The organism is Christiangramia echinicola DSM 19838 (genome assembly GCF_000423065.1).
Classification (GTDB): domain Bacteria; phylum Bacteroidota; class Bacteroidia; order Flavobacteriales; family Flavobacteriaceae; genus Christiangramia; species Christiangramia echinicola.
On record NZ_AUHG01000010.1, the window covers coordinates 271353 to 294553 of the forward strand.

The 23201-nt window shown below is 37.2% G+C and carries 21 protein-coding genes; 4 read left to right on the plus strand and 17 right to left on the minus strand.

The genetic code is table 11. The features are described 5' to 3' along the window. Nucleotides 1-12 precede the first annotated feature (12 nt). The 3 genes from porW to G530_RS0101685 form a co-directional block, all read right to left on the minus strand. Nucleotides 13-2544: a type IX secretion system periplasmic lipoprotein PorW/SprE gene (porW, locus tag G530_RS0101675; protein ID WP_026932875.1), complete on the minus strand. Its 2532-nt coding sequence runs from the start codon at nt 2542-2544 to the stop codon at nt 13-15. Nucleotides 2545-2639: 95 nt separating this feature from the next. Further along, nucleotides 2640-3350, minus strand: a complete 711-nt coding sequence (locus G530_RS0101680; protein ID WP_026932876.1) for an ABC transporter ATP-binding protein — start codon at nt 3348-3350, stop codon at nt 2640-2642. Between the two features lie 10 nt (nt 3351-3360). Beyond that, nucleotides 3361-4845, minus strand: coding sequence for a DUF5687 family protein (locus tag G530_RS0101685; protein WP_026932877.1), 1485 nt, complete (start codon nt 4843-4845; stop codon nt 3361-3363). 95 nt (nt 4846-4940) lie between these two features. Here G530_RS0101685 and G530_RS0101690 point away from each other — a divergent pair, with 95 nt between their 5' ends. Beyond that, entirely contained in the window at nt 4941-5990 is a 1050-nt protein-coding gene (locus G530_RS0101690) for a ferredoxin--NADP reductase (protein WP_026932878.1), read from the plus strand. A 3-nt stretch (nt 5991-5993) separates the two neighbouring features. Here G530_RS0101690 and G530_RS0101695 read toward each other — a convergent pair whose 3' ends face one another. The 3 genes from G530_RS0101695 to G530_RS0101705 all read right to left on the minus strand — a co-directional run bounded on the left by G530_RS0101695 (nt 5994) and on the right by G530_RS0101705 (nt 8718). Beyond that, entirely contained in the window at nt 5994-7061 is a 1068-nt protein-coding gene (locus G530_RS0101695) for a glycosyltransferase family 9 protein (protein ID WP_026932879.1), read from the minus strand. Between the two features lie 4 nt (nt 7062-7065). Then, nucleotides 7066-7674: a DUF4254 domain-containing protein gene (locus G530_RS0101700; protein WP_026932880.1), complete on the minus strand. Its 609-nt coding sequence runs from the start codon at nt 7672-7674 to the stop codon at nt 7066-7068. A 120-nt stretch (nt 7675-7794) separates the two neighbouring features. Further along, nucleotides 7795-8718: a DUF6427 family protein gene (locus G530_RS0101705; RefSeq protein ID WP_026932881.1), complete on the minus strand. Its 924-nt coding sequence runs from the start codon at nt 8716-8718 to the stop codon at nt 7795-7797. Between the two features lie 43 nt (nt 8719-8761). Here G530_RS0101705 and G530_RS0101710 point away from each other — a divergent pair, with 43 nt between their 5' ends. Further along, on the plus strand, nt 8762-8992 hold the full coding sequence (locus G530_RS0101710; RefSeq protein ID WP_026932882.1) for a DUF6341 family protein: 231 nt from the start codon (nt 8762-8764) through the stop codon (nt 8990-8992). Here G530_RS0101710 and purD read toward each other — a convergent pair. After that, entirely contained in the window at nt 8984-10255 is a 1272-nt protein-coding gene (gene purD / locus G530_RS0101715) for a phosphoribosylamine--glycine ligase (RefSeq protein WP_026932883.1), read from the minus strand. The two genes, G530_RS0101710 and purD, sit on opposite strands and share 9 nt — an antisense overlap. A gap of 84 nt (nt 10256-10339) precedes the next feature. Here purD and G530_RS0101720 point away from each other — a divergent pair, with 84 nt between their 5' ends. Beyond that, nucleotides 10340-11650: a phenylacetate--CoA ligase family protein gene (locus G530_RS0101720; RefSeq protein ID WP_026932884.1), complete on the plus strand. Its 1311-nt coding sequence runs from the start codon at nt 10340-10342 to the stop codon at nt 11648-11650. On the opposite strand, the gene G530_RS0101725 is transcribed toward G530_RS0101720, so the two are convergent. From G530_RS0101725 to G530_RS0101755, 7 genes are read right to left on the minus strand one after another with little or no spacing between them, the layout of a single operon-like run. Then, nucleotides 11631-12416: a glycosyltransferase family 2 protein gene (locus tag G530_RS0101725; RefSeq protein ID WP_026932885.1), complete on the minus strand. Its 786-nt coding sequence runs from the start codon at nt 12414-12416 to the stop codon at nt 11631-11633. The two genes, G530_RS0101720 and G530_RS0101725, sit on opposite strands and share 20 nt — an antisense overlap. Before the next feature lie 2 nt (nt 12417-12418). After that, nucleotides 12419-13408, minus strand: a complete 990-nt coding sequence (locus G530_RS0101730) for a UDP-glucuronic acid decarboxylase family protein (protein WP_026932886.1) — start codon at nt 13406-13408, stop codon at nt 12419-12421. Nucleotides 13409-13433: 25 nt separating this feature from the next. Further along, nucleotides 13434-14282, minus strand: a complete 849-nt coding sequence (rfbD, locus tag G530_RS0101735) for a dTDP-4-dehydrorhamnose reductase (RefSeq protein ID WP_026932887.1) — start codon at nt 14280-14282, stop codon at nt 13434-13436. Continuing rightward, entirely contained in the window at nt 14279-14824 is a 546-nt protein-coding gene (gene rfbC / locus G530_RS0101740) for a dTDP-4-dehydrorhamnose 3,5-epimerase (RefSeq protein WP_026932888.1), read from the minus strand. The genes rfbD and rfbC overlap by 4 nt, the downstream gene beginning before the upstream one ends. Nucleotides 14825-14833: 9 nt before the next feature. Further along, nucleotides 14834-16522: a DUF6909 family protein gene (locus G530_RS0101745; RefSeq protein WP_026932889.1), complete on the minus strand. Its 1689-nt coding sequence runs from the start codon at nt 16520-16522 to the stop codon at nt 14834-14836. A 9-nt stretch (nt 16523-16531) separates the two neighbouring features. Continuing rightward, nucleotides 16532-18025, minus strand: coding sequence for a GH3 auxin-responsive promoter family protein (locus G530_RS0101750; RefSeq protein ID WP_026932890.1), 1494 nt, complete (start codon nt 18023-18025; stop codon nt 16532-16534). Nucleotides 18026-18028: 3 nt separating this feature from the next. Continuing rightward, the gene (locus G530_RS0101755; protein ID WP_026932891.1) at nt 18029-18898 is read right to left on the minus strand and encodes a M23 family metallopeptidase; all 870 of its coding nucleotides are present in this window, start codon (nt 18896-18898) and stop codon (nt 18029-18031) included. A gap of 158 nt (nt 18899-19056) precedes the next feature. Here G530_RS0101755 and G530_RS0101760 point away from each other — a divergent pair, with 158 nt between their 5' ends. Beyond that, nucleotides 19057-19266 (plus strand): twin-arginine translocase TatA/TatE family subunit, encoded by a 210-nt coding sequence (locus tag G530_RS0101760; RefSeq protein WP_026932892.1) that lies wholly within the window; start codon nt 19057-19059, stop codon nt 19264-19266. A gap of 52 nt (nt 19267-19318) precedes the next feature. Here the strand turns inward: G530_RS0101760 and G530_RS0101765 are convergent, their stop codons facing one another. The 3 genes from G530_RS0101765 to G530_RS0101775 are packed head-to-tail and all read right to left on the minus strand — an operon-like array spanning nt 19319 to nt 23143. Then, complete coding sequence (locus G530_RS0101765; protein WP_026932893.1) at nt 19319-20299, minus strand: DUF4837 family protein; 981 nt, start codon at nt 20297-20299, stop codon at nt 19319-19321. A gap of 23 nt (nt 20300-20322) precedes the next feature. Then, the gene (locus tag G530_RS0101770) at nt 20323-21909 is read right to left on the minus strand and encodes a lytic transglycosylase domain-containing protein (RefSeq protein ID WP_026932894.1); all 1587 of its coding nucleotides are present in this window, start codon (nt 21907-21909) and stop codon (nt 20323-20325) included. Between the two features lie 49 nt (nt 21910-21958). Beyond that, nucleotides 21959-23143 (minus strand): phosphoglycerate kinase, encoded by a 1185-nt coding sequence (locus tag G530_RS0101775; RefSeq protein WP_026932895.1) that lies wholly within the window; start codon nt 23141-23143, stop codon nt 21959-21961. Nucleotides 23144-23201: the final 58 nt, after the last annotated feature.

The window sequence follows — 23201 nt, forward strand, 5'->3', positions numbered from 1 at the left end:
AGTTGGCAGGGTTTAGTAATTGTCCATAAAACTTCTTAAAGTTTTCTTAATTTGTACAATTCTATAATTTTCTGCCGACATGACAAAAGCTTCCCTGTCTATTTTATATTTTTTATTTTTCTTTAATAACTCCTGAAAGCCCAGAGATCGGGATTTATTCGATAACCCATGAACAACAACAAAAGTTTGCTCAACATCATAAACATCGATAGAAACTGTTTGTTTGTTGTAATTTAATTCTGACAAAGCCTTTTCAATAGTTTCCTTTAATTCCTCTGCTTCCCCATCAACAGGATTTTCTACTGGGTAGACAAGCTTGAAATTAGATTGTAAACTGTCTTTAGTAAATTCTAAAGCCTTCAATTCCGGAATACTGGTATTTATAATATCCTGTGCTTTTTTGCCTTCAGAAGTCTGAGGATAGGTAAAAGCTACATAATTCAATGCCTGTTCATACGCATCTACCCCCATCAGTCTTGCAGCAGCACGAGCCTTTAACAATTCAAATTTCGGCACTATAGGATCTCCTGTAAATCTGGAAACATACTCATTAGATTTATCGATCACTTCCTGATAATCCTGGACTTCATATTTTTTATAAAGTGCATTATATAATACTTCAGGACTATTCTCATCTCTTTGAATACTTTCAGGATTTATTATAAATGCTGCATATCGTGAATCTGAATAATTCTGAAGTATATCATTCTTAATCGCTTCCTGATCCTGAATTCTTCCTTGCGCAGCATAAATATTATATAAATTATATTTTGCCGGAAGGATCAAGCGCTCCTGGGGATCGTTTTCCAGAAGAAACTCCAGTCTCTCGGCAGCAAGGTCATATTCCTTATAATTCTCGTTGTAAATTACCCCTAATTGAAAATAAGCCAGGTTCCTTTGAGTTGCCAGGCTATCAAGAACAGATTGTTCACCCGGAATCTGTTCCACATAAGTCATAGGGTCATAAAGAGGATCGTTGTCAAGGTTGATATCCATCAAAGTTTCCTGTGCATTAACCGAGCTTTGATTTAATGCATTTGATCCCCATCTCCAGTTATCTTTTAATTCCCTACTTCCCCAAACTCTTAGAAATTCCTGTGCTCCTCTCGAAATTCTTAAAGGATTATAAAAATAAAATGTATTCCCCTGTCCCGCAGGTGGTGCTCCAGCAGATGGGAAGTTATTCTGGGACCCAATACTGGCGGTATATACCGGCAATTGTCCTTCTTCAATATCTTTTAAAGCTTTCGCTCTTAGATCATCTGTATAGGTAGTGAAATATGCTAAACGTTCCTCGTCAGGCAACCCGGCCAATCTCAGGATACTATCGGTTTCCTCTGCAATCTGCTCATATTTGATCACATCATCCAGATTGGTCCTTTTCTTTTTGATAGTTCTGTATTCCAGCAAATTTGGAGACATATATGTAAGCGTGCTATCATAATATTTCCCGGCATCCTGGTAGCGTGCACGGTCAAAATTGATATTAGCAAGGATCTCATAATTTACAGACTTTAGAAAAATATCGCTGGATGGTGACCTCAGCGATTTATTGTAATATTCTAAAGCAAGATCTGTAGAATCCAGTCTGTTGTAATATTCTCCTAGCTGAAAATAAATCTTATCCAGATAAGGCCTGTTTTCTCTATCCTGCTCCAATTCTGTTAACAGATCAAGCAAATACTGATTGTTACCTGAGTTGAAATCAAAGTTTCTCGCCTTCTGGACATATGCGTTCACATAGTAAATCCTTGGTGACTTTCTATGAAGATCTATCACCTCATCGAAAGCAGCATTTGCCGTTGAAGTTTCACCTAAACGGTTATGTAGTTGTCCCAGAATATAGAAATACCGACCCTTTTCAGCATTGATATCAGTAAAATCTGCCGCGTTATATAATGGGGCTACAGCCGAATCTATCTGATTAAGGTTTATATAAGCCTGGGCAAGACTGGCACTTGCATCTGCCAGATCCTGTTCTTTTAACCTGTCTGAATCAAGGATCTTTTTTAAGTTTTTAATAGCCAACTTTTCATTCCCTATACTAACATTGGTCTTTTCCCGCCAGATACGGGCATGATTAATATTATCACTTGCTGGATACCTGTAAAGAATATAGTTGAAGGCATCGAGAGCCGGAATAAAACGCTGGTCAAAATACCGTGATTTACCCAGTAGCATATAGGCCTCATCCATTTGTGGATTTCGTTCTTTACCACTAATCTGCATGGAATGTTTCTGGATGGCTTTTACAGCCTTCTCCTCTGCTATTCCGAAATTCTGATTTCGAATACTGTCTGGAAGCAGGATCTTATCATCTACATCCAGTCGTTCAATTGGTAAAATATCCCAGTAGTTATCGGCGTAGTTCTGATTGATCTCTTCCCTCCCCTGCTCAAAAGCCAACTGACCGTTATACAGGGTGTTATATTCAGAAGTTATCGCATGATAATTCCGGTTAATAAACGTGTCTTTCTTTCTGGAACAGCTAAAAATTGCCGCCGAAAGCAACAGAAAAAGGGTATAACGAGTAAACGTATTCAAAATGAACCTTTTGTGGTATCATGAATAACTTTGATACAGCTAGTTTAGTATGTAAAAGTAAACTTCTTTTTCTAAAGTCCAATAAGATGGATCCCCTAGCTTTCGGCAATCTCTGCTGAAAAGTAGGTCTCAAGTTCATTCAAAGTAGCCTCAGAAGTCTCAAGATCACGAACAATCACTCCTTTATCCAGAACTACGATACGTTCACAGACTTCAGTCACATGTATTAGATCATGGCTGGAAATAAGAACCGTGGTTCCTGTAGTTTGAGAAAGATCCTTCAGTAATTTCTTCAGTCTTATCTGGGTGGTAGGATCAAGATTTGCAAAAGGTTCATCCAGAATAACAACTTCAGGATTTCCTATTAGCGCTGCCACAATTCCCACTTTTTTCTGATTGCCTTTAGAAAGGTCTCTCAGATATTTCTTTCGGCCAATAATTTCACCGTTAAAAAGATCTTCGAATTGCATAAGAAAGGAATCGATATCTGCTTTATTCCGGTTCCTTAATTCACCAATAAAATAGAAATACTCTTCTGGGGTAAGATAACCTATCAAAAAACTCTCATCGATGAAAGAATTTGTAAAAGGTTTCCAGTCTTCGCTTTCACTAACGGTAATATCTTTATTAAAAATATTCCCCGTGGTAGGTTGAATAAGGTCTAACAATAGGCTGAAAAATGTCGTTTTTCCCGCTCCGTTATTTCCTACTAAACCAAAATTTTGCCCTGAAGGAATATCCAGGTGTTCTATATCCAGCACCTTAGTGCCATTGTATACTTTTGAAAGATTTGTTGCTGTGATCATTTTAATTTTTTTAGTCTCCTTTTTGTTTAAATCCTTGTAGCATTACATATTTCCTTTTGCGATATCTTTGAGCAAGATAGGTAAGTAAAGCAGGCCTTAATATTAAGCCTATTACTCCTAGCCCAGCCAGAAAACCAACAGCTACCTCGTAACTAATAAATTTATTCAAGATCCAGAAAAAGAAAATCGGGATCAATACTAATGGTAAACCTACCAGCCATTGTGAAGCACCGGTCCCCTGATAGTTCATAAACGGACTTTTATCCAGGTCTATCCTTTTTTTATTAAATGATCCGGAATATAGTAATAGAGGGATATTTACCCCCATATTGTACAGCGCGCAAGCCAGGTTCAGCAATAAAATATTCCAGCCAAAATAAACATAAGGGGTAGATAGAATGGCAAGAATTACCACACTAACAGTAATAAGTCCCATTTTTGAAGCCAGATATTGTCGCATTGGGATATTCTGAGCCATGATCATGGAATAATAAGATGCATCCCAGGAAGGTATAAACTGCCCGAAGTTGATCATGAAAATGCCCGTTATAAATATTCCCACGAAAACAAAAAATGCCGGCATATCCTGATATGTATCATTAGGATAGAAAATTAGTCCATAAGCCAGGAAAATAAACGAGAGGTATATAGTAGTTTTAGGTCTTTTATTTCTCCAGATAAGTTTTAGATCCTGCTGCAGAAAAGGCGCGATGCTGCCAAACCTTTTGGTCCAACCAAACTCCCTGGTGTTTGCAGCTTTACTCTTACCTTTAAGATCTGCATCCAGATAAAATTTCCCCTTGAGATTCTGATGGTTCCAAAAGTAAAGTATAACCAACAAGACTAATGGAACAACGGCCAGGTAAGGATTCAAAACAAGGTAATTAAGCAACTGTCCAAAGTAGCCGGTAAGATCAAATAAGTCCAGATAATCCAGTAATGCTATTATAACTCCTGCAGCTACAATAGGTATCAAAGCTTTCAGATTCTCTGTGAATCGCTTCTTAATTATAAAATTGAAGAAATTCATACATAAGGTGGTAGCATACATAGCCACCATCCAGCCAATCATTCCAGAGGTACTATAACCTTCTTTCAGAATACAGAATAATCCGAAAGGAATGATCAATAATAAGGGCAGAAAGTTATAAAAGGAAAATAATGACTTTACGAGTACAAAATTTACAACCTTGGTTTTTTTAAAAGGTAAGACCATTAAAGGTTTTATATCCATTACCGGCAAGCTTTGAAGAACAAACCTGAAGATTAATTCGAATGTGAAATATACCAGGGCGAATTTGTTCACGATCACTAATGGATCCTGCCCTGGAAATAATTCTTTAAGAAGCGGAAAAAGAGCTACCCCAAAGAAAAGAAACATGGCTGAAAAGTATAAAGCCAGAAATACCATTAGAATCTTAAGGCCTAAACTTTTTCCAAAACTGGCAGATCTCAGAAAGGATTTCCACTCCAGCCAGGCAAATTTTTTGAACATAAATACTGTATTTAATTAATTGGTATTGAAATTTAAACTTTTGTTACATTTCTAAAACCACCATACTTTGTATTTTTGCGCACAAATAAAAAATAATGAGTAAGTTCTATCCGCTAAAAATAAAGGAAATAATTCGCGAAACTTCCCAGGCGGTAAGTTTATCTTTTGAGATCCCTGAAAATCTAAAAGAGGAATTTAGTTTTTCTGCAGGGCAATATATTACTATTAAGACCGAAGCAGACGGTGAAGAATTGAGAAGAGCATATTCTCTTTGTTCCGCTCCTAATTCAGATGAATTCAAGGTAACGGTTAAGGAGGTTGAAGGGGGCCGGTTCTCTGTAATTGCAAATAATAAACTTGTGGCCGGTGATGTTCTGGATGTACATCCACCTGAAGGTAAATTTTTATTTGAACCTGGTTCAGAAATAAAAAATTATGCTGCTTTTGCTGCAGGAAGTGGAATTACCCCGGTACTTTCGATCATAAAAACAGTACTTAGAGATGAGCCTCACAGTAAATTTGTGCTTACCTATGGGAATAAATCTGTAGATGACACAATTTTCTTCAAAGAGCTTCTGGAACTTCAGGCTGAATTCCCTCACAGGTTATTTGTGGAATTCATTTATAGCAGGACCCGTGAAGACAATGCTCATTTTGGGCGTATTGAAACCAGCACGGTGAATTATATAGTTAAGAATAAGTTCAAGGACCATCCTTTTGATAAGTTCTATTTATGTGGACCCGAATCAATGATAAACCATGTTTCTGAAGTTTTAACTACAAACGGAGTTCAGAAGGAAAATATCCTATTCGAGCTTTTCACTACTACCGAGGAAGAAAAAGAGATACAGGGCGATACTGATGGTGCAACTGCTGTTACTATTACCGTAGATGATGAGGACTATACTTTCTCAATGGATAGAAAAGCGGTAGTGCTTGATATTGCTTTGGAAAATGATATTGATGTACCTTACTCCTGTCAGGGTGGTATTTGCAGCAGCTGTATGGCTAGAATTACTGAAGGTAAGGCTGAAATGAGCAAGAACCAGATCCTTACAGACGAAGAGATCGAAGAAGGTTTTGTGCTTACCTGCCAGGCTCACCCAACTACTCCTACTCTGAAAGTAGATTTTGACGACGTTTAAGTCTTAAAGATTCTCCAGTACATTTTGAACAACTTTTTCCGGAGGAATGCTGCGCATAACATCTTCGTAGCCCTCCGGAACTTTATTTCCATATACCGAAGTCGGGATCTTGGGATATTTCTCCAGATCGGGTAAAATACAATTCTCCATAGGCTGATTAAAAGCCCTGAATCCTGCAAATGGATGCGTTACCCCCCAGATACTAATTACCGGAATTCCGAATATAGCAGCTAGATGAGCATTACCACTATCCATAGACAACATCGCATCAAGATTGGATATTAAGCTCAATTCTTCAGAGAATCTTAGTTTACCTACTACACTAATACAATTACTGAATTTGTTTTCCCATTCTTCTAATTGCTCCTTTTCAGCATCTCCACCACCAAACATGATAATCTTGATATTGCCTCTGGAAGAAAGTTCAGCTAATACCTCTTCCATAAGATCTTTAGGATAGCACTTGGAATCATGTTGCGCAAATGGCGCTAAACCAAGCCATTTCTGGGACTGTTTACCCATTACTTCATAAACCTTAGGCAACAATTCCCTTCTGGGAGGGGGGGTATAATCAGAAAGATCTATTGGAAATCCCAACTCTTCAAAAACATCTGCATAACGCTGATGGGTAGATTTTAGCTGTTTGAATTCCTTATTATTTTCCCTGGTCAACGCCTTTTTTTGAGGCCTTCCTTTATTAATCTGTTTAAAAAGTATTCCGTAGAAAAAGAAAAGAGATTTTAAAACGTTTGTTCTTAATACATCATGAAGATCTGCAACCGCATCTATTTCCTCTTCCCTCAACTCACGGGCAAGTGTACCAAGCCCAAGAACTCCGTCATGAACTCCCTCAAGATCTGCCTCATATATTCTAACATTCGGGATATGGCTAAAAAGTGGCGCGTAAAAATGACGTGTAAGAACCGTAATTGTAAGCTGGGGATATTTCTTTACCAGTACACTTAAAACAGGAACGATCATAGCTATATCTCCCATTGCAGAGAAACGGATCACTAAAATATGCATTCCTTTTCCCTGATTTTCAGCTAAAGAATTGCCAGATCTATTCATAAAATTATTTATTTCCTCGAAGTACCGGGTTCAACTCATCATCATTATACATTTTCATCTGCTTATAAACCTTCATGTATTTCTCACCCTTGGCTATATCTTCTAGTAGTTGATTTATCGCCTTAGAAAGATCTACTCTTTGCTCCAGTAATACATCCAACTTAGCCTTACACTTCATCTGGTGTTCCTGAGATGCATCTTCGCGTTTCGCCTCTTCATCCATATGAAAAATCTTCAAAGCAAGAATAGAAAGCCTGTCTATAGCCCATGCTGGACTTTCAGAATTTATTTTAGCATCTGTGTTTGGCTGTACATCTTTGTATTTTTCAAGAAAGTAACTATCAATATATTCTACAGTATCTGTACGATCCTGGTTAGAGGCATCAATTTTTCTCTTTAATTCAAGAGCCGCGACAGGATCTATATTCTGGTCGCGAATTATATCCTCATAATGCCATTGTACCGTATCAATCCAGCATTTTCTATATAATAGATGTTCTATCGTGTTCTTTTCAGCATCATAAGGATTCTTAAACTCCTGATCTACACTGTCAATTTCATGATATTTCTTTATTACCTCTCTAAAAATAGTGTTTGCCTTATCTGAAAACATATGGTATTTTTTGTACTAATTCTTTTTTGTTCTTAAGCTGCTTTTATAGATCATAAAAGTCCCTGCAAAGATATTATTTTTAAAAAGAGTAGGACTGCTACCGGTTGCAATCATTCCTAATTAAACGAAAAAAGCCACGATTATCGGCATTAATATTAATGTTGCCAGAATGATCTCTTTAAAGATCTTATCCTTTTTACTATCAAAATAATTTGATGCAATAATACTTAACGGAATAAAGAAAAATATAAGTTCACTTCCATTCTTGGTTGGTGAAAATATAGCAACAGCTGCCGATATGGCTAAACCAAATAATATCATACTTAAAACCGGTCTCCTCGTAATACTGGCTTTTTGAATTGCTGAAAAGTATTGAAATAAGGTCCAAATGAGTAAGCCTAGAAAAATACTTAACGGGATGAGCATTCTTAACTCGCCGTATTTTGAGAAATCGAAGTTACTCGCCTGGAACCAGTCTGAAAATGTGTAGAATTCATCATATGCAATTAAATGGAAGCATATTGTAAGCGAAGTTACTGCCAGAAATCCTATAAATGGAATTAACCAGTTCTTAAAAGCTGAAGAGAAATTAAGGATCGCAAAGAATACCAGAGCTAGAAATAAAACAGACCAGAAATGATACAAGGTGGCTATACAAATCCAGAAAGTGGCGTCAAATATTTTCTTCTGAACCGAGATATGTGATTTCAAACTTATAATCCTCCTTAGACCAAAAAGCACACATAAATTGGCAATGATAATAGATTCATTGCGTAAAAGACTGAAAAAGGAAATACAGAATAACGTGAACAACAATGTTTTATAAGCACTTCTCTTGGTTAGCTCATTCTTTTTTGCAATGAAGTTCAATACCAACAGGCTTAAAACCAGAATTAAAAGAACACCGAGTTTTTCAAGAAATTCTAACCAGTTAAAACCATTTTCCCAATGAGTAAAATTGGCGCCTATGTAGAAAAGACCCATCAATAAAATGATGGCGGCAAGGTTAAAAGGCTTCGATTTGCTAAAAAAGCTTGTTAGCATTAGGGTTTTTTATATTTTTGTAATCACAAATAAAGTTCAGACAATGAAAGATTTTTTTGAGGGAATACAGTGGGTTTTTGAAAATATACTTTTTTATCCTCTAGATGCATTACGAGCTCTTGAGTTAGATTCGTGGTTTCTTGCAAATATCCTTAACTGGGTATTTATGATCGTTGGTTTTTTAGCTTTTCTATACTGGATGAAGCAATTAAAGATTTTCAACGATAGAAATGAAGAAAACAGAGAATCTACTTCTCACTCTTTCTTAGGATAAATCGAACCCTATATCTTTTCTAAAATACATCTTATCAAATTGCAGCTTTTCTGCACTTTGGTAAGATTTTTTTAGTGCCTTTTTGTAATCTTCCCCAAAGGAGGTTAAAGCAATAACCCGGCCTCCACTAGTTACAATTTCACCGTCTTCAATCTTAGTCCCGGCATGGAAAACGATAGAATCTTTTATATCGTCTAAACCGGAAATAGTTTTTCCTTTTTGATAGGATTCAGGATATCCTCCAGAAACCATCATCACGGTAGTTGCCGATCTTTCATCTATCTCAAGATTTACCTTATCAAGATCGCCTTTCCAGGTACTTTCAAAAAGTCCTACCAGGTCTGTCTTTATTCTTGGAAGAACAACTTCAGTTTCAGGATCACCCATCCTAACATTATATTCAATTACATAAGGCTCATTATTAACTTTTATTAAACCAATAAAAATAAAGCCTTTATAGTCTATTTCTTCTTCAAGTAACCCGTTAACCGTAGGTTTAACTATCCTTTCCTCGATCTTATTCATCAGGGTTTCATCTGCAAATGGAACCGGAGAAATAGCTCCCATCCCGCCTGTATTTAATCCTGTATCTCCTTCGCCTATTCTTTTATAATCTTTTGCTGTGGGAAGAATTTTATAGTTCTTACCATCGGTAAGTACAAAAACACTTAACTCTATTCCGTCAAGAAACTCTTCTATCACCACCTTTTCACTGGCAGCACCAAATTTTCCAGACAACATATTCTCCAGCTCTTTCTTAGCTTCTTCCAGGTCATCTATAATTAAAACACCTTTACCCGCGGCCAATCCATCAGCTTTTAGAACATATGGAGGATTTAGTGTTTCCAGAAAGTTCCTACCCGCACCAAGACTTTCATAACTGAAGCTTTCATAGGCAGCAGTAGGGATCTTATGCATAGCCATAAATTCTTTAGCTCTTTCCTTGCTTCCCTCTAATAGTGCTCCACGACTGGAAGGACCTATGATCTGTATATTCTTTAACCGGTCATCATTGGCAAAATAATCCACGATCCCTTTTACTAAAGGATCTTCGGGACCAACCACGATCATATCAATATTCTTCTCTAAACTTGTATTACCAACGGCAGCAAAATCTATAGGATTTAATTGCAGATTCTCGGCTACCTGGGAAGTTCCAGCATTCCCCGGCGCTACGAATAACTTACTACATTTACTGCTTTGAGCGATCTTATAAGCAAAAGTATGTTCACGCCCACCTGAGCCAAGGATTAGAATATTCATTAGTTGTGTTTTAAATTATTGCTTCAAAAATAATTGTTTGTAAATTGAAGCACGAATAAATTCGTTAAAAAAGCTTTTCTGCCCTTGGATTGGTTTAAACTTTCTTTACAGCTTAATAAATTCCCGATAAAAAGGGCACAAAGTACCCTGGAAAAAATTCAAAGTATTCCGGAAGAACACTATGCTGAATTCCAGAGAAAACGAAGGAATTCCATTATAGATTATCATATACAGCATAATACATTTTACAGGGAATTCTTCAAGTGGGAAGGATTTGACAATTGGGAACATGTGCCGATAATGAAAAAATCTGATCTTCAGCAACCGCTGAAAGATCGTCTAAGTTCCACTTATAATACCAAGACGGCTTATATTGGAAAAACATCTGGAAGCAGCGGTCATCCTTTTATTTTTGCCAAGAACCGGTTTGCCCATGCTTTAAGCTGGGCTGGTTTTCAGGACAGGTATAACTGGTATGATATAGACCTGAATAAATCACTACAGGCGAGATTTTACGGTATTCCGCTGGATTTCTACGGAAATGTTCAGGAACGATTAAAAGACAGGATAAGTTTACGTAGGCGTTTTAATATTTTCGACCTCAGCGAAAAGAAAATGGAGATTTTTCTGGAGCGTTTTAAAAAATCAGATTTCAATTACCTTAATGGTTATACCAGTGCAATTGTATTATTTGCAAGGTTTCTAAAAGATAAGAGCATTATTCTCAAGGAACACTGCCCTAGTTTGAAAATCTGCATTGTTACTTCTGAAAGGCTTTTTGAAAAAGATAAGCAGCTCATTGAGCAGGCTCTGGGTGTACCAGTTATTAATGAATACGGAGCGAGTGAAGTTGGGTTGATCGCTTTTGAAGATTCAGAAAATCACTGGATCGTAAATTCTGAAGATCTTTATATTGAAATTCTGGACGAAAAGGATAAGATTCTGCCCTACGGTGTGGAAGGTCGGGTGGTTATTACTTCACTTTACAACAAGGCTCATCCTATGATTCGCTATGATATTGGTGATATTGGATGCCTTTCTACTAAAAGCACGCTCAAAAAACCAATTCTGGAAAAACTTATTGGTAGAACCAATGATATCGCCAGGCTTCCTGATGGCAAAGTAGTACCGGGATTAACTTTTTACTACGTTACTAAAACTATCATTGAGGATAATGGAAACATCAAGGAGTTTGTGATCATCCAGACGAAGATCAATGAATTCAAAATTGAATATGTTAGTTTAAACGAACTTTCTTCAGATCAAAAAAGTAAGATTCTTGAGGCGGTAGGAACATACGTGGGAAAAGATCTTAGGATCGTATTTGAAAGGAAAGATATATTAAAGCGCAGTGGAAGCGGAAAGTTAAAACAGTTTACTTCTCAACTTTCATAGTTTTCATCTGCTTAGTCTTCACAAAGAACTGCTCGTTGAGAAAAACTAACATTTTCCATACGCTTGTGAAGAGACCATAGCCCAAGATCTTATGATATACATTGAAGTTATATTTCAACATTTCAACTTTATTCCCTGAAATTGAATTTTTTCTTACCCGGTAAATTGCCAGAGAATCCTGAATTCCAGTTAAGGGACCTCCCTTTTCGATCACTTTCAGCCATAAGACCCAATCCTGCCTTTTTGAAATTTCAGGACAATATATTTTCCCCAGGGCTTTAGCACTGTAAATCCCGGTAAGATTTCCTACATAATTTGCTTTTAGAAGTTTATCGTAAGTAAGAATTGGTAAAGCCTGTATCTTTTTGTTCAATTTGTCTCCATTTTTAGAGATCAGCTCATAACTGGAAAAACAGGCCGTTATATTTTCGCGTGTAAGAAGATCTAACTGCTTTTTAAGCTTTTCAGGCTTCCATTGATCATCTGCATCCAGGAACGCTATAAAATCTCCCTGAGCTACTTTAATTCCCTTATTACGGGTGTGATGGGTTCCTTTATTAACTGCGTTTGCTAAAAGATAAATTCGGGCGTCTTTTTCGGCGAATTGCTGAATGATCTCCTTTGTAGAATCTATTGAAGCATCATCTATAACTAAAAGTTCCCAGTTCACATAACTTTGAGCGACTACAGATTGGATAGATTCAGAAATAAAATCTGCCGAATTATAAGCCGGCATTATCACTGAAACCAATCCGTTATTTTCCATCACTACCTTCTAATGTGTTCTGAAAAATCCTTGTGCTCCCTTTTTTGAAGTTCATCGTCACTAAGACCTTTGAAATATTCATAGGTGATCTTCATTCCCTCTGCCCTGCTAACTTTGGGCTCCCAGTTTAGGATCTCTTTAGCCCTGGTGATATCCGGCTGCCTTTGCATAGGGTCATCCTTGGGAAGTTCTTTATAAACTATCTTCTGATCTGTCCCGGTAAGGTTAATGATCTCTTTAGCAAAGTCTAGAATAGTTATTTCATGAGGGTTTCCAATATTTACAGGGTCTGAATAATCACTTAAAAGCAACCTGTAGATACCTTCTACCTGATCATCTACAAAACAGAATGACCTGGTTTGGGTACCATCACCGAATACGGTTAGGTTCTCTCCTCTTAACGCCTGACCAATAAACGCCGGTATTACGCGGCCATCATTGAGCCTCATTCTTGGGCCATAGGTATTAAAGATCCGTGCAATTCTGGTTTCTAAGCCATGAAACCTGTGATAGGCCATGGTTATAGATTCCTGGAAACGCTTTGCTTCATCATAAACTCCACGTGGACCAATAGCGTTTACGTTTCCGTAATATTCCTCATTTTGAGGATGCACCAAAGGATCTCCATAGACTTCAGAAGTTGATGCTATCAAGATTCGGGCATTCTTTTCTTTGGCAAGACCTAGACAATGCAGAGTTCCTATAGAACCAACTTTCAAAGTTTGAATAGGGATCTTTAAATAATCTATCGGGCTCGCCGGAGATGCGAAATGCAGAATATAATCGAGCTCCCCGGCCACATGTACAAACTTTGTAATATCATGGTGATGGAATTCGAAATTTTTATTCTTGATAAGGTGTTCTATATTTCTTAGGTCACCCGTGATTAGATTATCCATTCCAATCACTTCAAAACCTTCTTTAATAAAGCGGTCGCATAGATGTGAACCTAAAAATCCGGCAGCACCGGTAATCAATATTCTTTTAGCCATAGTGGTAAAATTGATTAAAAATTAATCATTTTTCATCAATAAGTTGATGCAGACTAATTCTCCAATCTTTTATCGGTCCGAAATGATTTATAACTTTCTCCTTTGAAAGTACGCTATATTCAGGCCTCTCTGCCAAGGTCTTAAAAAAACCTGTTTTATTCAATATAACTCTGTCTCTTTTTTCAGAATAATCCAGGATCTCTTCAGCAAAATCATACCAGGTAGCTTCTCCCTCATTGCTAAAATGGTAAATACCATAGTCTGTGGATCCAGAATTAATGATATCGAGAATATATTCTGCCAGATCATTAGCATTGGTAGGAGTTCCCAATTGAGAAGTTGTAATATTCAATTCAGCCTTTTCATCAGCTTTTCTTTGAATAGTGTTATAAAAGTTGTGTTCGAATTCTGAATACAACCATGAGGTTCGAAAAATGAAATGTTCGTTCAGGATTGAAGTTATTCCCTCCTCTCCTTTCAATTTAGACGCTCCATAAACATTTATAGGCCCAACCTCATCTGTTTCCTTATAAGGTTCATTAGCCTTTCCGTTGAAAACATAATCGGTAGAAATATGGATTAATATCGCATTATTTGCCTTGCAGATGGCAGCTATATTCTCTGCCCCTTCAGCATTTACCAGGAAAGCTTTTTCCCTTTCATTTTCGGCCTGCTCAACATTTGTGTATGCCGCAGCGTTAATGCAATAGTCTATTTCGTGATTCTGAAAATAGACCTCCAGGTCCTCCTTCGAAGTAATATCCAGTTCCTTAGAGCTGCAAAATAGAAAGGTAAAATTGGGGTATTTCTTTGAATGTTTTTGTAAACATTGGCCCAACTGTCCATTTGCACCCGTTACTAAAATGGTTTTCATCCAAATGCTTCCTTAAAAGTTGGTTGAATTCTGTCTTTGTCAGACAGGATCATTTCTTTGGTTGGAAAGTCCCAATCAATATTCAGGTCTGGATCATTGAAAATAATCCCACCTTCAGATCCAGGTTTATAATAATCATCGCACTTATATGCAAACACCGACTTTTCTGAAAGGGTTAAAAATCCATGGCCAAAACCTTTTGGAATATAAAGTTGATGAAGGTTTTTATCATCAAGAATCGCCTTATACGTTTTTTTGAAAGTAGGCGAACCTGGTCTTAAATCTACCACTACGTCCAGTACTTTTCCGTAGATCACCCTAACCAGTTTGGTCTGGGCAAATTCTCCTTTTTGGTAATGTATTCCCCTTAACACACCGAAAGAGGAAACCGATTGATTATCCTGGACAAATTCTGTGTCTATCCCGGTAAGTTCAGCAAAACGCTCCCTGTGGTAAGTTTCTAGAAAAATTCCCCGGTGATCTTCAAAAATTCGAGGTTTTACAAGAAAACAATCTTTTAAAGGTGTTTCTTCTACCTGCATTATATTTCTTTAAGAATTAAAAATTTGATCCAGTATCTTTTCAGTAATAAGATATGTAGGCTTAACCCCAGAAGTTCCCAGTCCTCCAGATGCCAGCGTACTTCCTGTTTCCAGCGGGTTATCTGAAGCATAATATGCATATCTTACCTTCACATCTTCAGAAATGCTACGTCTAAGCCTGGAAGCAGCCTGGATTGCCTTTTGATAATGAGCTCCTTCCATTTCCAATCCGCAGACATTCCATGTAGAATCATGGAAAAACCTTAATATATCCTTATTCTGAAGTGAAGTTCCCAGTACTGTGATCATCGCTCCATCAACAACATTAATATCGTGCCCTTCAAGATCAGATTTTTTCAGCTGATTTTCAAACGGATAATTATCTGCCGTACCCTCAAAAAGGTGAGCATCAGGAATCATAATATCGCCTTTACCACCTTCTAGAATTCCCGCTTTACCCATAATTGAAATGGATTTTACGTTCATCTTCAGATCTTCATCTTTCAGACTATATGGCTTCAGTAACTCATCCATAGTCTCATAGGCCTGCTCTCCAAATGCATAATCCATTACAATAATAACAGGTTTCTCTTCCGGCTTAAGATCACTGAATTTCGTGTTATTAAAACCTTCTTCCAGTTTTGCAGTATCAAAGATCTGCACATCTATATTGGTTCCACTTTTATCTTCTATAAAGAACATGCCCTTATCTAATGCGGCTTTATTAACCTTATTTCTAAGCGAACCATTCCCACTATCACTTAATTCTTCATAAATATCCAGAGCTTTTTTCTTTTTAAGTTCTGCCTTAAGAGCGTAAGGAGTGTATAGGGTGTTCATTACACTGTGCATGTTCGCACTAATAATATGTAGCGGGCGATCCATTAGATTATTTTCCTTCAGGCAACTCTTGATGTCATTTGCCCAAATCTCTCCATGAATATGGTGTCCAAGGCGCTCTCTTAGCACCGGACTAAAGGTGATAATTCGTTTTTCATTTTTAACCCCTTCCCTGATAGCCATATTCCCAAGTGACCATATAATTCTTAGAAAACGATCTGGGTTATTGGGTGTAGAGAACTTTGGATAGAGATTGGAGATCTCATGAAATGTTCTTCCTAAGATACTCGCGGTATGAGTTAGAGCCACTTCACGCTGAGCCTGGGTAAGGTCTCCCTGGTGTTTAACCGCAAATTCCAGCTTTTCCCAATCACGATTTACACTGCCATCTTCGTCTATAAGAACCCTCTTCATGATCTTGTGAGATTCTACAAAAAGAAAAGTTAGGTGGGTGAGAATATCATAAATTTCAGATCTCCCTCTGGTGATCTCAATATTCATTTGTTCATCATCTATCCTATAACAATTCCTTCTCCTTTTTGGCGGAACTATAGGCTTAAAATGTGAATTTCCGTAGCCTTCATCACTGGTTAGATTAATAAAACGACATTCTTCAATTCCATGTGGAAGCCTGTCTATTACATATAACAATCCTTCCAGTTCTGCTTTATCGTTAGCAATAGAACCATAAATTTCCGGCCTTAAGGTTAAAAGTGATTCTCTTAAAGTATCTCCTGAAACACCCATAGGCTTGTAGAATCCTCTGTTAAAGAGGTGTCTCATGGTTATGTACATGCGTTCTATAGCTCCAGAACTCTCCTGTGCTCTAGTTCGTCCCTGTAATTTTAATATCGACATAGTAGTTTTTTAAATAATCTCTTTGAGTTGATCTGCGATCTTACGATCATTAGATAATCGTGGAAGCTTATTCTGTCCTCCAAGTTTACCAATGGATTTCATATAGTCCTGAAAGCCATTCCTGGGAATCCTGGTGATCTTTAATCTCTGTAGAATATGGCCTTCTATGAGATCCAGGTAATATGAATTCTGCTTCTGTAAAGATCTATCAATAATGTCAGCAAATCTATTCAAATCTTCCGGTTCCTGCTCAAATTCTATAAACCATTCGTGATAAGGCAGTTGTTCTCCTTCAGGATTTATCTGAGGCGCCACGGTAAATTCGCTAATTTCAGCACCTGTTTCGGCTACGGCGTCCTGCATCGCTTCTTCTACTTCCTTCGCGATCACATGTTCTCCAAAGGCAGAAATAAAATGCTTAATTCTACCTGAAACTATGACCCGGTAAGGTTTTGTTGAAGTAAATTGAACGGTATCTCCAATATTATAAGCCCACAAACCAGCAGAAGATGAAATGAGCATCACATAATTCACACCTTCTTCAACATCCTTTAATAAAAGCCTTTCAGGATCTTCTGAATAGAATTCTTCTGCTTTAATAAATTCATAGAACATACCAGAATCAAGTTGCAACAGCATTCCCTTTACATCCTGCTTATCCTGAAAAGCGAAAAATCCTTCAGAAGCAGGATAAAGCTCAATACTATCTACTTTTCGCCCTATAAGAGTTTCAAATTTAGAGCGATAAGGTTCATAATTAACGCCTCCATAAATGAACAGGTCAAAATTGGGAAAGATCTCGCCAACTTTTTTGCCTGTTTTATCAATAAGCCTTTCAAAATACATCTGTACCCAGGATGGAATCCCGCTAATTACAGACATATCTTCCTTAAGTGTTTCGTCAACTATCGCGTCTACTTTAATTTCCCAATCATCAATACAATTGGTTTCCCAGCTAGGCATTCTATTTCTCTGTAAATATCCCGGGACATAATGAGCAACTATACCTGAAAGTCGACCTAATTTCACCCCGTTTTTTTCATCCATCTCAGGACTTCCCTGAAGGAAGATCATCTTGCCATCTACAAATTTAGATTTACCGGTATCAGCGATGTAACATAGAATAGCATTTCTAGCCGCATTAATATGGGTTGGCATAGATTCCTTAGTAAGTGGAATATATTTAGCACCACTGGTTGTTCCAGAAGTTTTAGCATAATATAACGGCTTACCCGGCCAGAGAATATCTTCCTGCCCTTCAACCATCATATCTACGTATTCTTTTAGCTCCTCGTAATCTCTCACCGGAACCTTTTTAATGAAATCTTCATGTGAACTTATCTCGCTAAAACCGTGATCCTTACCAAATCTGGTATTCCTGGCTTTGGTTATAAGTTCCTCAAAAACTTTTTGTTGAGTTTCGTGTGGATTGCCGGCCCACTTATCGATCTTCTTCCTGATATGAGAAGCAAATATTCTGGCTGCAAATGATTTTATAGACATATATTAATTGAAATCAATGTATTCTGAAGGATCTACAGGATTACCTTCGTTCCATAACTCGAAATGAACATGAGGACCTGTAGTTAATTCCCCTGTATTTCCGGCAGTGGCAACAACCTCACCGGCTCTAACCATTTCACCCTGAGCTTTAGATAAAGAAGCGTTATGCTTATAGGCCGAAATTAGACCATAACTATGTTTTATAATAATTACATAACCGGTTTCAGCTGTCCACTCGGCGAAGATCACACGACCATCAGCGACAGATTTTACCGGTGCATTACGTGAAGTTACCACATCTACTGCGTAATGCTTATCCTCTATACTATATGGGTCTGAAATGGTTCCTTTCACCGGAGGAAAAAGTGAAAAATTAATATTATCTGTTGCCGTTGGTAAAATATTATACTTATCCTCCTGTTCTACCTCTTCCCTTAAAAGCGAATCTGCTTTTATACGGTTAATTTCTTCATATTCGGCATCAGTAATTGGTGCGCTTAGAATCGAATCTCTATTCAATTGATCAAGATCCAGTTCCCCGGTTAGCGCATTTTTTATAGAATTAAGATATTGATCATTTAACCTGATCACATTTTGAAGTGAATCTGAAACATAAGAAAGATTTGCGGCCTCTTCTTTTAATTGTGCCGAAGAATATCCCGGTATATACTCTCTTAAAGGCGTAAAAGCAATAAGTACTGTAGTGATCGCCACGAGGAAAATTGCCGAAAGACCAACGGTAACAAAGACATTTAAACGGGTTAATCTAAATGAAAAACGCTCTTCGAAAGTGTCCTCATTAAGAACTACCATTCTATATTTATGAAGTAATTTCTTAGCGAACTTCTTTTTCTCGTTTTTATTTTGAGCCATAGCCGTGATTAGGTTATACAAAGATAAATTAAATAATTACCTATAATAAATCGCTAGAAAAGGAATTCTACCGAGTATTTTCCTTAAGGCAATTTATTGTCTTGTTAACGTTTAGATTGGTTAATTCTTGTTAAGTTTGTAAAACTAAATCATAAGACATGAATGCATTTATTTTGCCTTTGGCTATAGGAGCTCCACAAATTATTTTAATTGTGGTAGTTATTTTATTGCTCTTCGGAGGACGTAAAATTCCTGAATTAATGAGAGGATTAGGGAGTGGAATTAAAGAATTTAAAGACGCTTCTAAAGATGACGATAACGATACATCAAAAGATAATAATAAGAAGGTTGCTGAAGATAAAAAGTAACACGTACTTATATATAAAATAAAAAACCCAACTTTTCAGTTGGGTTTTTTATTTAGTCAAATTTCGCCGATTGCAGTATTGCATCGAGCTCAAATATATTATCCCGTTTTCCTCTGGAAGGAGAGAATACAAAACCTTCTAAAATTACAAATCTGTTATTCTTTTCATCCTTTACCGCGTAATTGACGAAAGGTCCAGCCATAAAATCATTTTCAACTTCCCATGTACCTCTGGTTTCGTAGGCAAATTTACCATCAATCTTCGTTTCAAATAAATAAGGAGCATAAGCCTTTTCAGTGATCATATAAGAACCCTCAAGACGTCCAGGGATTCTAGCTTCCCCAATAGAGTCTCTCATTTTAATGATATTTGCTATAACGGTAGAATCGTTCTCTAATTTATTAATTGGCACTTCATATACAAGAATCTCCATACTCCCTTTAGGAATTTCCTTTCTTATCCATGAAAAATGCTCATCCTCTTTCGCATATCTATATGCAGAAGGAAATTTTAAATTCAGTCCGAATTTTTCGCTCAAAGCATCATCTTTTTTCAGCGACTTACGAATTCTCCGTTGCTTTTCAGTTAATTCGGTATGCTTAAAGGTTTTAACAATGGAATCTGACTGTTTATTAATAACATCAATAAGTTCTGAAGAATTGCTCCCCATAACCACTATACCTGTTTGAGGTCTGGAAAACTCATCTTCAATAAGATTCATCCCTTTAGAGCTGTTATTTTCAATTTTCAGAAATATACGGGTGTTTCTTACAAACCCGGTAAATGTTTCTGGTGGAATCTGGCTTAAGCTGAATAATGGTTCTTCTTGAGGCAAGCCGTCTACTGGTGCCGCAAGGTTAGTTCTAATAGCCTCCCCTACTTCTCCTTCCCAAAGATCATTCTCAATAACTACGGTTAACTGGTTTATATTTCCTGAAGAATCTGATAGAATTCGATCTTCTTTTTTCGATTTCTCGTTCTTACAGGCGATTAAAAGGAAAATACTGGCTAGCAGGATTAGGCTACGTTTCATTTTTTCGGTTTTGATTAGACGTCTTAACTTTTGGAAACCTTAAGTTTCATGCCCGGTTTAAGACTATTTGTGTTCATATCATTCCATGACCGCAAATTTTGTACCGAAACTCCAGGGAATTTTTTTGAAATACTCCATAGAGAGTCTCCCTGCTTCACTGTATAGATCCTTGAATCTGAACCTTTACTGGACCCGGAAGAGGATGTACTGGAAACTACATCCACTGGTTTACTAGGGTAAATGGTAAGATATTGGCCAACTCGAATATTATTCCCTCGCATATTATTCCATCTCCTAAGGCTGCTAACACCAACTCCATATCGCTCTGCAATCTTGCCTAGATAATCACCCCTTTTAACCTTATACCTAATACGGTCTTTGGTTTCTACGTATTTTGGAAGTTCTTTTTTCTCTTCAACTATCTGGTTTTCGGCAAAATCGTAAATAGCACTTTCGTTGCTCACGAATTTACCAGATGCAGGCTTAGGAAGCCTTAGACTGTACTTTTCATCTTCAACGAATGGGATGATATCTAATTTAAAAGCCGGATTAAGAAATTGAAGCATTTCCTTTTCCACGCCAGTTACCTTAGAGATCTGATCGAAAGTAAGTAATTGTTTAACCTGAATAGTATCTGTTTCAAAATAGACTACATCAGGATTTTTTGGTTGAAAATTATGCTCATCTGCATATTCAAAAAGATATAAAGTTGCCAGGAATGCAGGCACATAACCTGCTGTTTCACGTGGAAGATATCTTCTTAAATGCCAGTAATCATTAGAACCACCACTTCTTCTAATGGCTTTGGAAACATTTCCAGGACCTGAATTATATGATGCCAAAACAAGGTCCCAATCTCCAAAAACTTTATATAAGCTCGCTAAATATTGTGCTGCAGCCTCGGTAGATCTCTCCGGGTCCATACGTTCATCTACATAAGAACTTACATCCAGACCGTGCATTTTACCGGTTGTGAACATAAATTGCCACAATCCAGTTGCGCCTACACGAGATTTAGCTTTAGGATTTAAAGCCGATTCTACGATAGCAAGATATTTTATCTCTAACGGAATATCATATTTATCCAGTTCCTGCTCGAACATTGGGAAATAATAGCTACTAAGAGCCATTAATCGCTCCATCCCTTGCTTATTTCTCTTTAAATAAGACTTTATAACACTTTCAAGAATGGGATTATATTCAACATTAAATGGAGTCCGGGCATTCAATTTTGCAAGACGTGACTTAAGAGTGTCTGTAGGAAGCTCTTTATAGACAACATCTTCATAATCCTGCTCCTGAATACTTTTCTGCATTTCCTCGAACAGGTCTGAATTTGTTAGCTCAAGTTTCCATAATGAATCTAATGTTTTAGCCTGTGGAAGATCCTCCAATTTCACTTTAGAAGAATCTCTTATCGCTGCAGAAATTGGCAATTTATCTCTGAATTCTGGATCTGGTTTGGCAAGTTTTATTTCGGTGTCGTCACTTTTTTGAAATATCTGAACCCTGAAATTCGCTTTTTCAACCCGCTCATTTTCCTTTTTCTGCTGAGCCAGGGTCGACATTCCGGCAAGCAGTAACAACATTAAATATCTTCGCTTCAGCATATTTTCATTTTACATTAACAAACGAAAAGAAATCAAACTTCGTACCTCTTTAATTTTTAATTGCTTCAATTCCTGGTAAGGATTTTCCTTCAAGCATCTCAAGCATAGCGCCACCACCGGTAGATACATAACTTACCTTATCATCAAGGCCGAATTTTTTAACAGCTGCAACAGAATCTCCGCCTCCAACTAAAGAAAATGCGCCATTTTTTGTAGCTTCAACTATCGCTTCACCCAATTGAATAGTTCCTTTGGCGAAAGTATCCATTTCAAAAACACCAAGAGGACCGTTCCATAATATGATCTTAGAGTTCTTGATCACATCTGAAAAGTTCCTTATAGTTTCCGGGCCTACATCAAGACCCATCCATCCATCAGGAATATTATCCACGGCTTCAGTTTGCGTGCTTGCCTGTTCAGAAAAACTATCTGCGATTATGGAATCAACAGGAAGATGAACTTCAACACCTTTTTCCTTAGCCTTCTTGAGGATTTCCAGGGCGAGTTCCTGTTTATCATCTTCTACCAGAGAAGTACCAATATGGCCTCCCTGAGCCTTAATAAAGGTATAGGTCATACCTCCACCAATAATAAGGTGATCTATTTTATCAAGTATATTTTCTATAACAGTGATCTTAGACGAAACCTTTGCTCCACCCAGAACAGCAGTAACCGGTTTTTCAGTACTGTTTAGCACTTTATCAAGACTTTTTATCTCCTTTGCTAACAGGTAACCAAAACATTTTTCTTCGAAGAACTTAGCAACCACTGTGGTAGAAGCGTGCGCTCTATGCGCTGTCCCAAAAGCATCATTAACATATATATCACCCAACCTCGAAAGCTTTTGTGCGAAATCTTCATCACCTGCTGTTTCTTCTTTATGAAAACGAAGATTTTCTAATAGAAGGATCTGCCCTGGCTCTAAATTCTTAGATGCATTTTCAACTTCTTCGCCAACGCAATCTTCAACGAATTTCACTTCTACCCCAATAACTTCTGAAACTTTACTGGTTATATGCTGAAGGGAATATTTACTTTCCTTACCCTTTGGTCTTCCCAGGTGAGACATTAAAACAACACTACCTCCATCTTCAAGAATTTTAATAATTGTAGGCTTAGCAGCTTCAATCCTGTTCGCATCTGTCACTTTCATCTCTTCATCCAGCGGAACATTGAAGTCAACTCGTATAAGTGCCCTTTTATTATTAAAATTGTAATCGTCTATAGTTTTCATAGTATTGCTTTCTTACAAATATAAATTTTTCCGAAGATAATAAAGCGTATATAATTTT

What these genes read in the sequence shown, in the direction of transcription:
- G530_RS0101680 (WP_026932876.1), bottom strand. Translation starts at nt 3,350, where the DNA reads ATGATCACAGCAACAAATCTTTCAAAAGTATACAATGGCACTAAGGTG.
- G530_RS0101685 (WP_026932877.1), bottom strand. Translation starts at nt 4,845, where the DNA reads ATGTTCAAAAAATTTGCCTGGCTGGAGTGGAAATCCTTTCTGAGATCT.
- G530_RS0101690 (WP_026932878.1), top strand. Translation starts at nt 4,941, where the DNA reads ATGAGTAAGTTCTATCCGCTAAAAATAAAGGAAATAATTCGCGAAACT.
- G530_RS0101695 (WP_026932879.1), bottom strand. Translation starts at nt 7,061, where the DNA reads ATGAATAGATCTGGCAATTCTTTAGCTGAAAATCAGGGAAAAGGAATG.
- G530_RS0101700 (WP_026932880.1), bottom strand. Translation starts at nt 7,674, where the DNA reads ATGTTTTCAGATAAGGCAAACACTATTTTTAGAGAGGTAATAAAGAAA.
- G530_RS0101705 (WP_026932881.1), bottom strand. Translation starts at nt 8,718, where the DNA reads ATGCTAACAAGCTTTTTTAGCAAATCGAAGCCTTTTAACCTTGCCGCC.
- G530_RS0101710 (WP_026932882.1), top strand. Translation starts at nt 8,762, where the DNA reads ATGAAAGATTTTTTTGAGGGAATACAGTGGGTTTTTGAAAATATACTT.
- purD (WP_026932883.1), bottom strand. Translation starts at nt 10,255, where the DNA reads ATGAATATTCTAATCCTTGGCTCAGGTGGGCGTGAACATACTTTTGCT.
- G530_RS0101725 (WP_026932885.1), bottom strand. Translation starts at nt 12,416, where the DNA reads ATGGAAAATAACGGATTGGTTTCAGTGATAATGCCGGCTTATAATTCG.
- G530_RS0101730 (WP_026932886.1), bottom strand. Translation starts at nt 13,408, where the DNA reads ATGGCTAAAAGAATATTGATTACCGGTGCTGCCGGATTTTTAGGTTCA.
- rfbD (WP_026932887.1), bottom strand. Translation starts at nt 14,282, where the DNA reads ATGAAAACCATTTTAGTAACGGGTGCAAATGGACAGTTGGGCCAATGT.
- rfbC (WP_026932888.1), bottom strand. Translation starts at nt 14,824, where the DNA reads ATGCAGGTAGAAGAAACACCTTTAAAAGATTGTTTTCTTGTAAAACCT.
- G530_RS0101745 (WP_026932889.1), bottom strand. Translation starts at nt 16,522, where the DNA reads ATGTCGATATTAAAATTACAGGGACGAACTAGAGCACAGGAGAGTTCT.
- G530_RS0101750 (WP_026932890.1), bottom strand. Translation starts at nt 18,025, where the DNA reads ATGTCTATAAAATCATTTGCAGCCAGAATATTTGCTTCTCATATCAGG.
- G530_RS0101755 (WP_026932891.1), bottom strand. Translation starts at nt 18,898, where the DNA reads ATGGCTCAAAATAAAAACGAGAAAAAGAAGTTCGCTAAGAAATTACTT.
- G530_RS0101760 (WP_026932892.1), top strand. Translation starts at nt 19,057, where the DNA reads ATGAATGCATTTATTTTGCCTTTGGCTATAGGAGCTCCACAAATTATT.
- G530_RS0101765 (WP_026932893.1), bottom strand. Translation starts at nt 20,299, where the DNA reads ATGAAACGTAGCCTAATCCTGCTAGCCAGTATTTTCCTTTTAATCGCC.
- G530_RS0101770 (WP_026932894.1), bottom strand. Translation starts at nt 21,909, where the DNA reads ATGCTGAAGCGAAGATATTTAATGTTGTTACTGCTTGCCGGAATGTCG.
- G530_RS0101775 (WP_026932895.1), bottom strand. Translation starts at nt 23,143, where the DNA reads ATGAAAACTATAGACGATTACAATTTTAATAATAAAAGGGCACTTATA.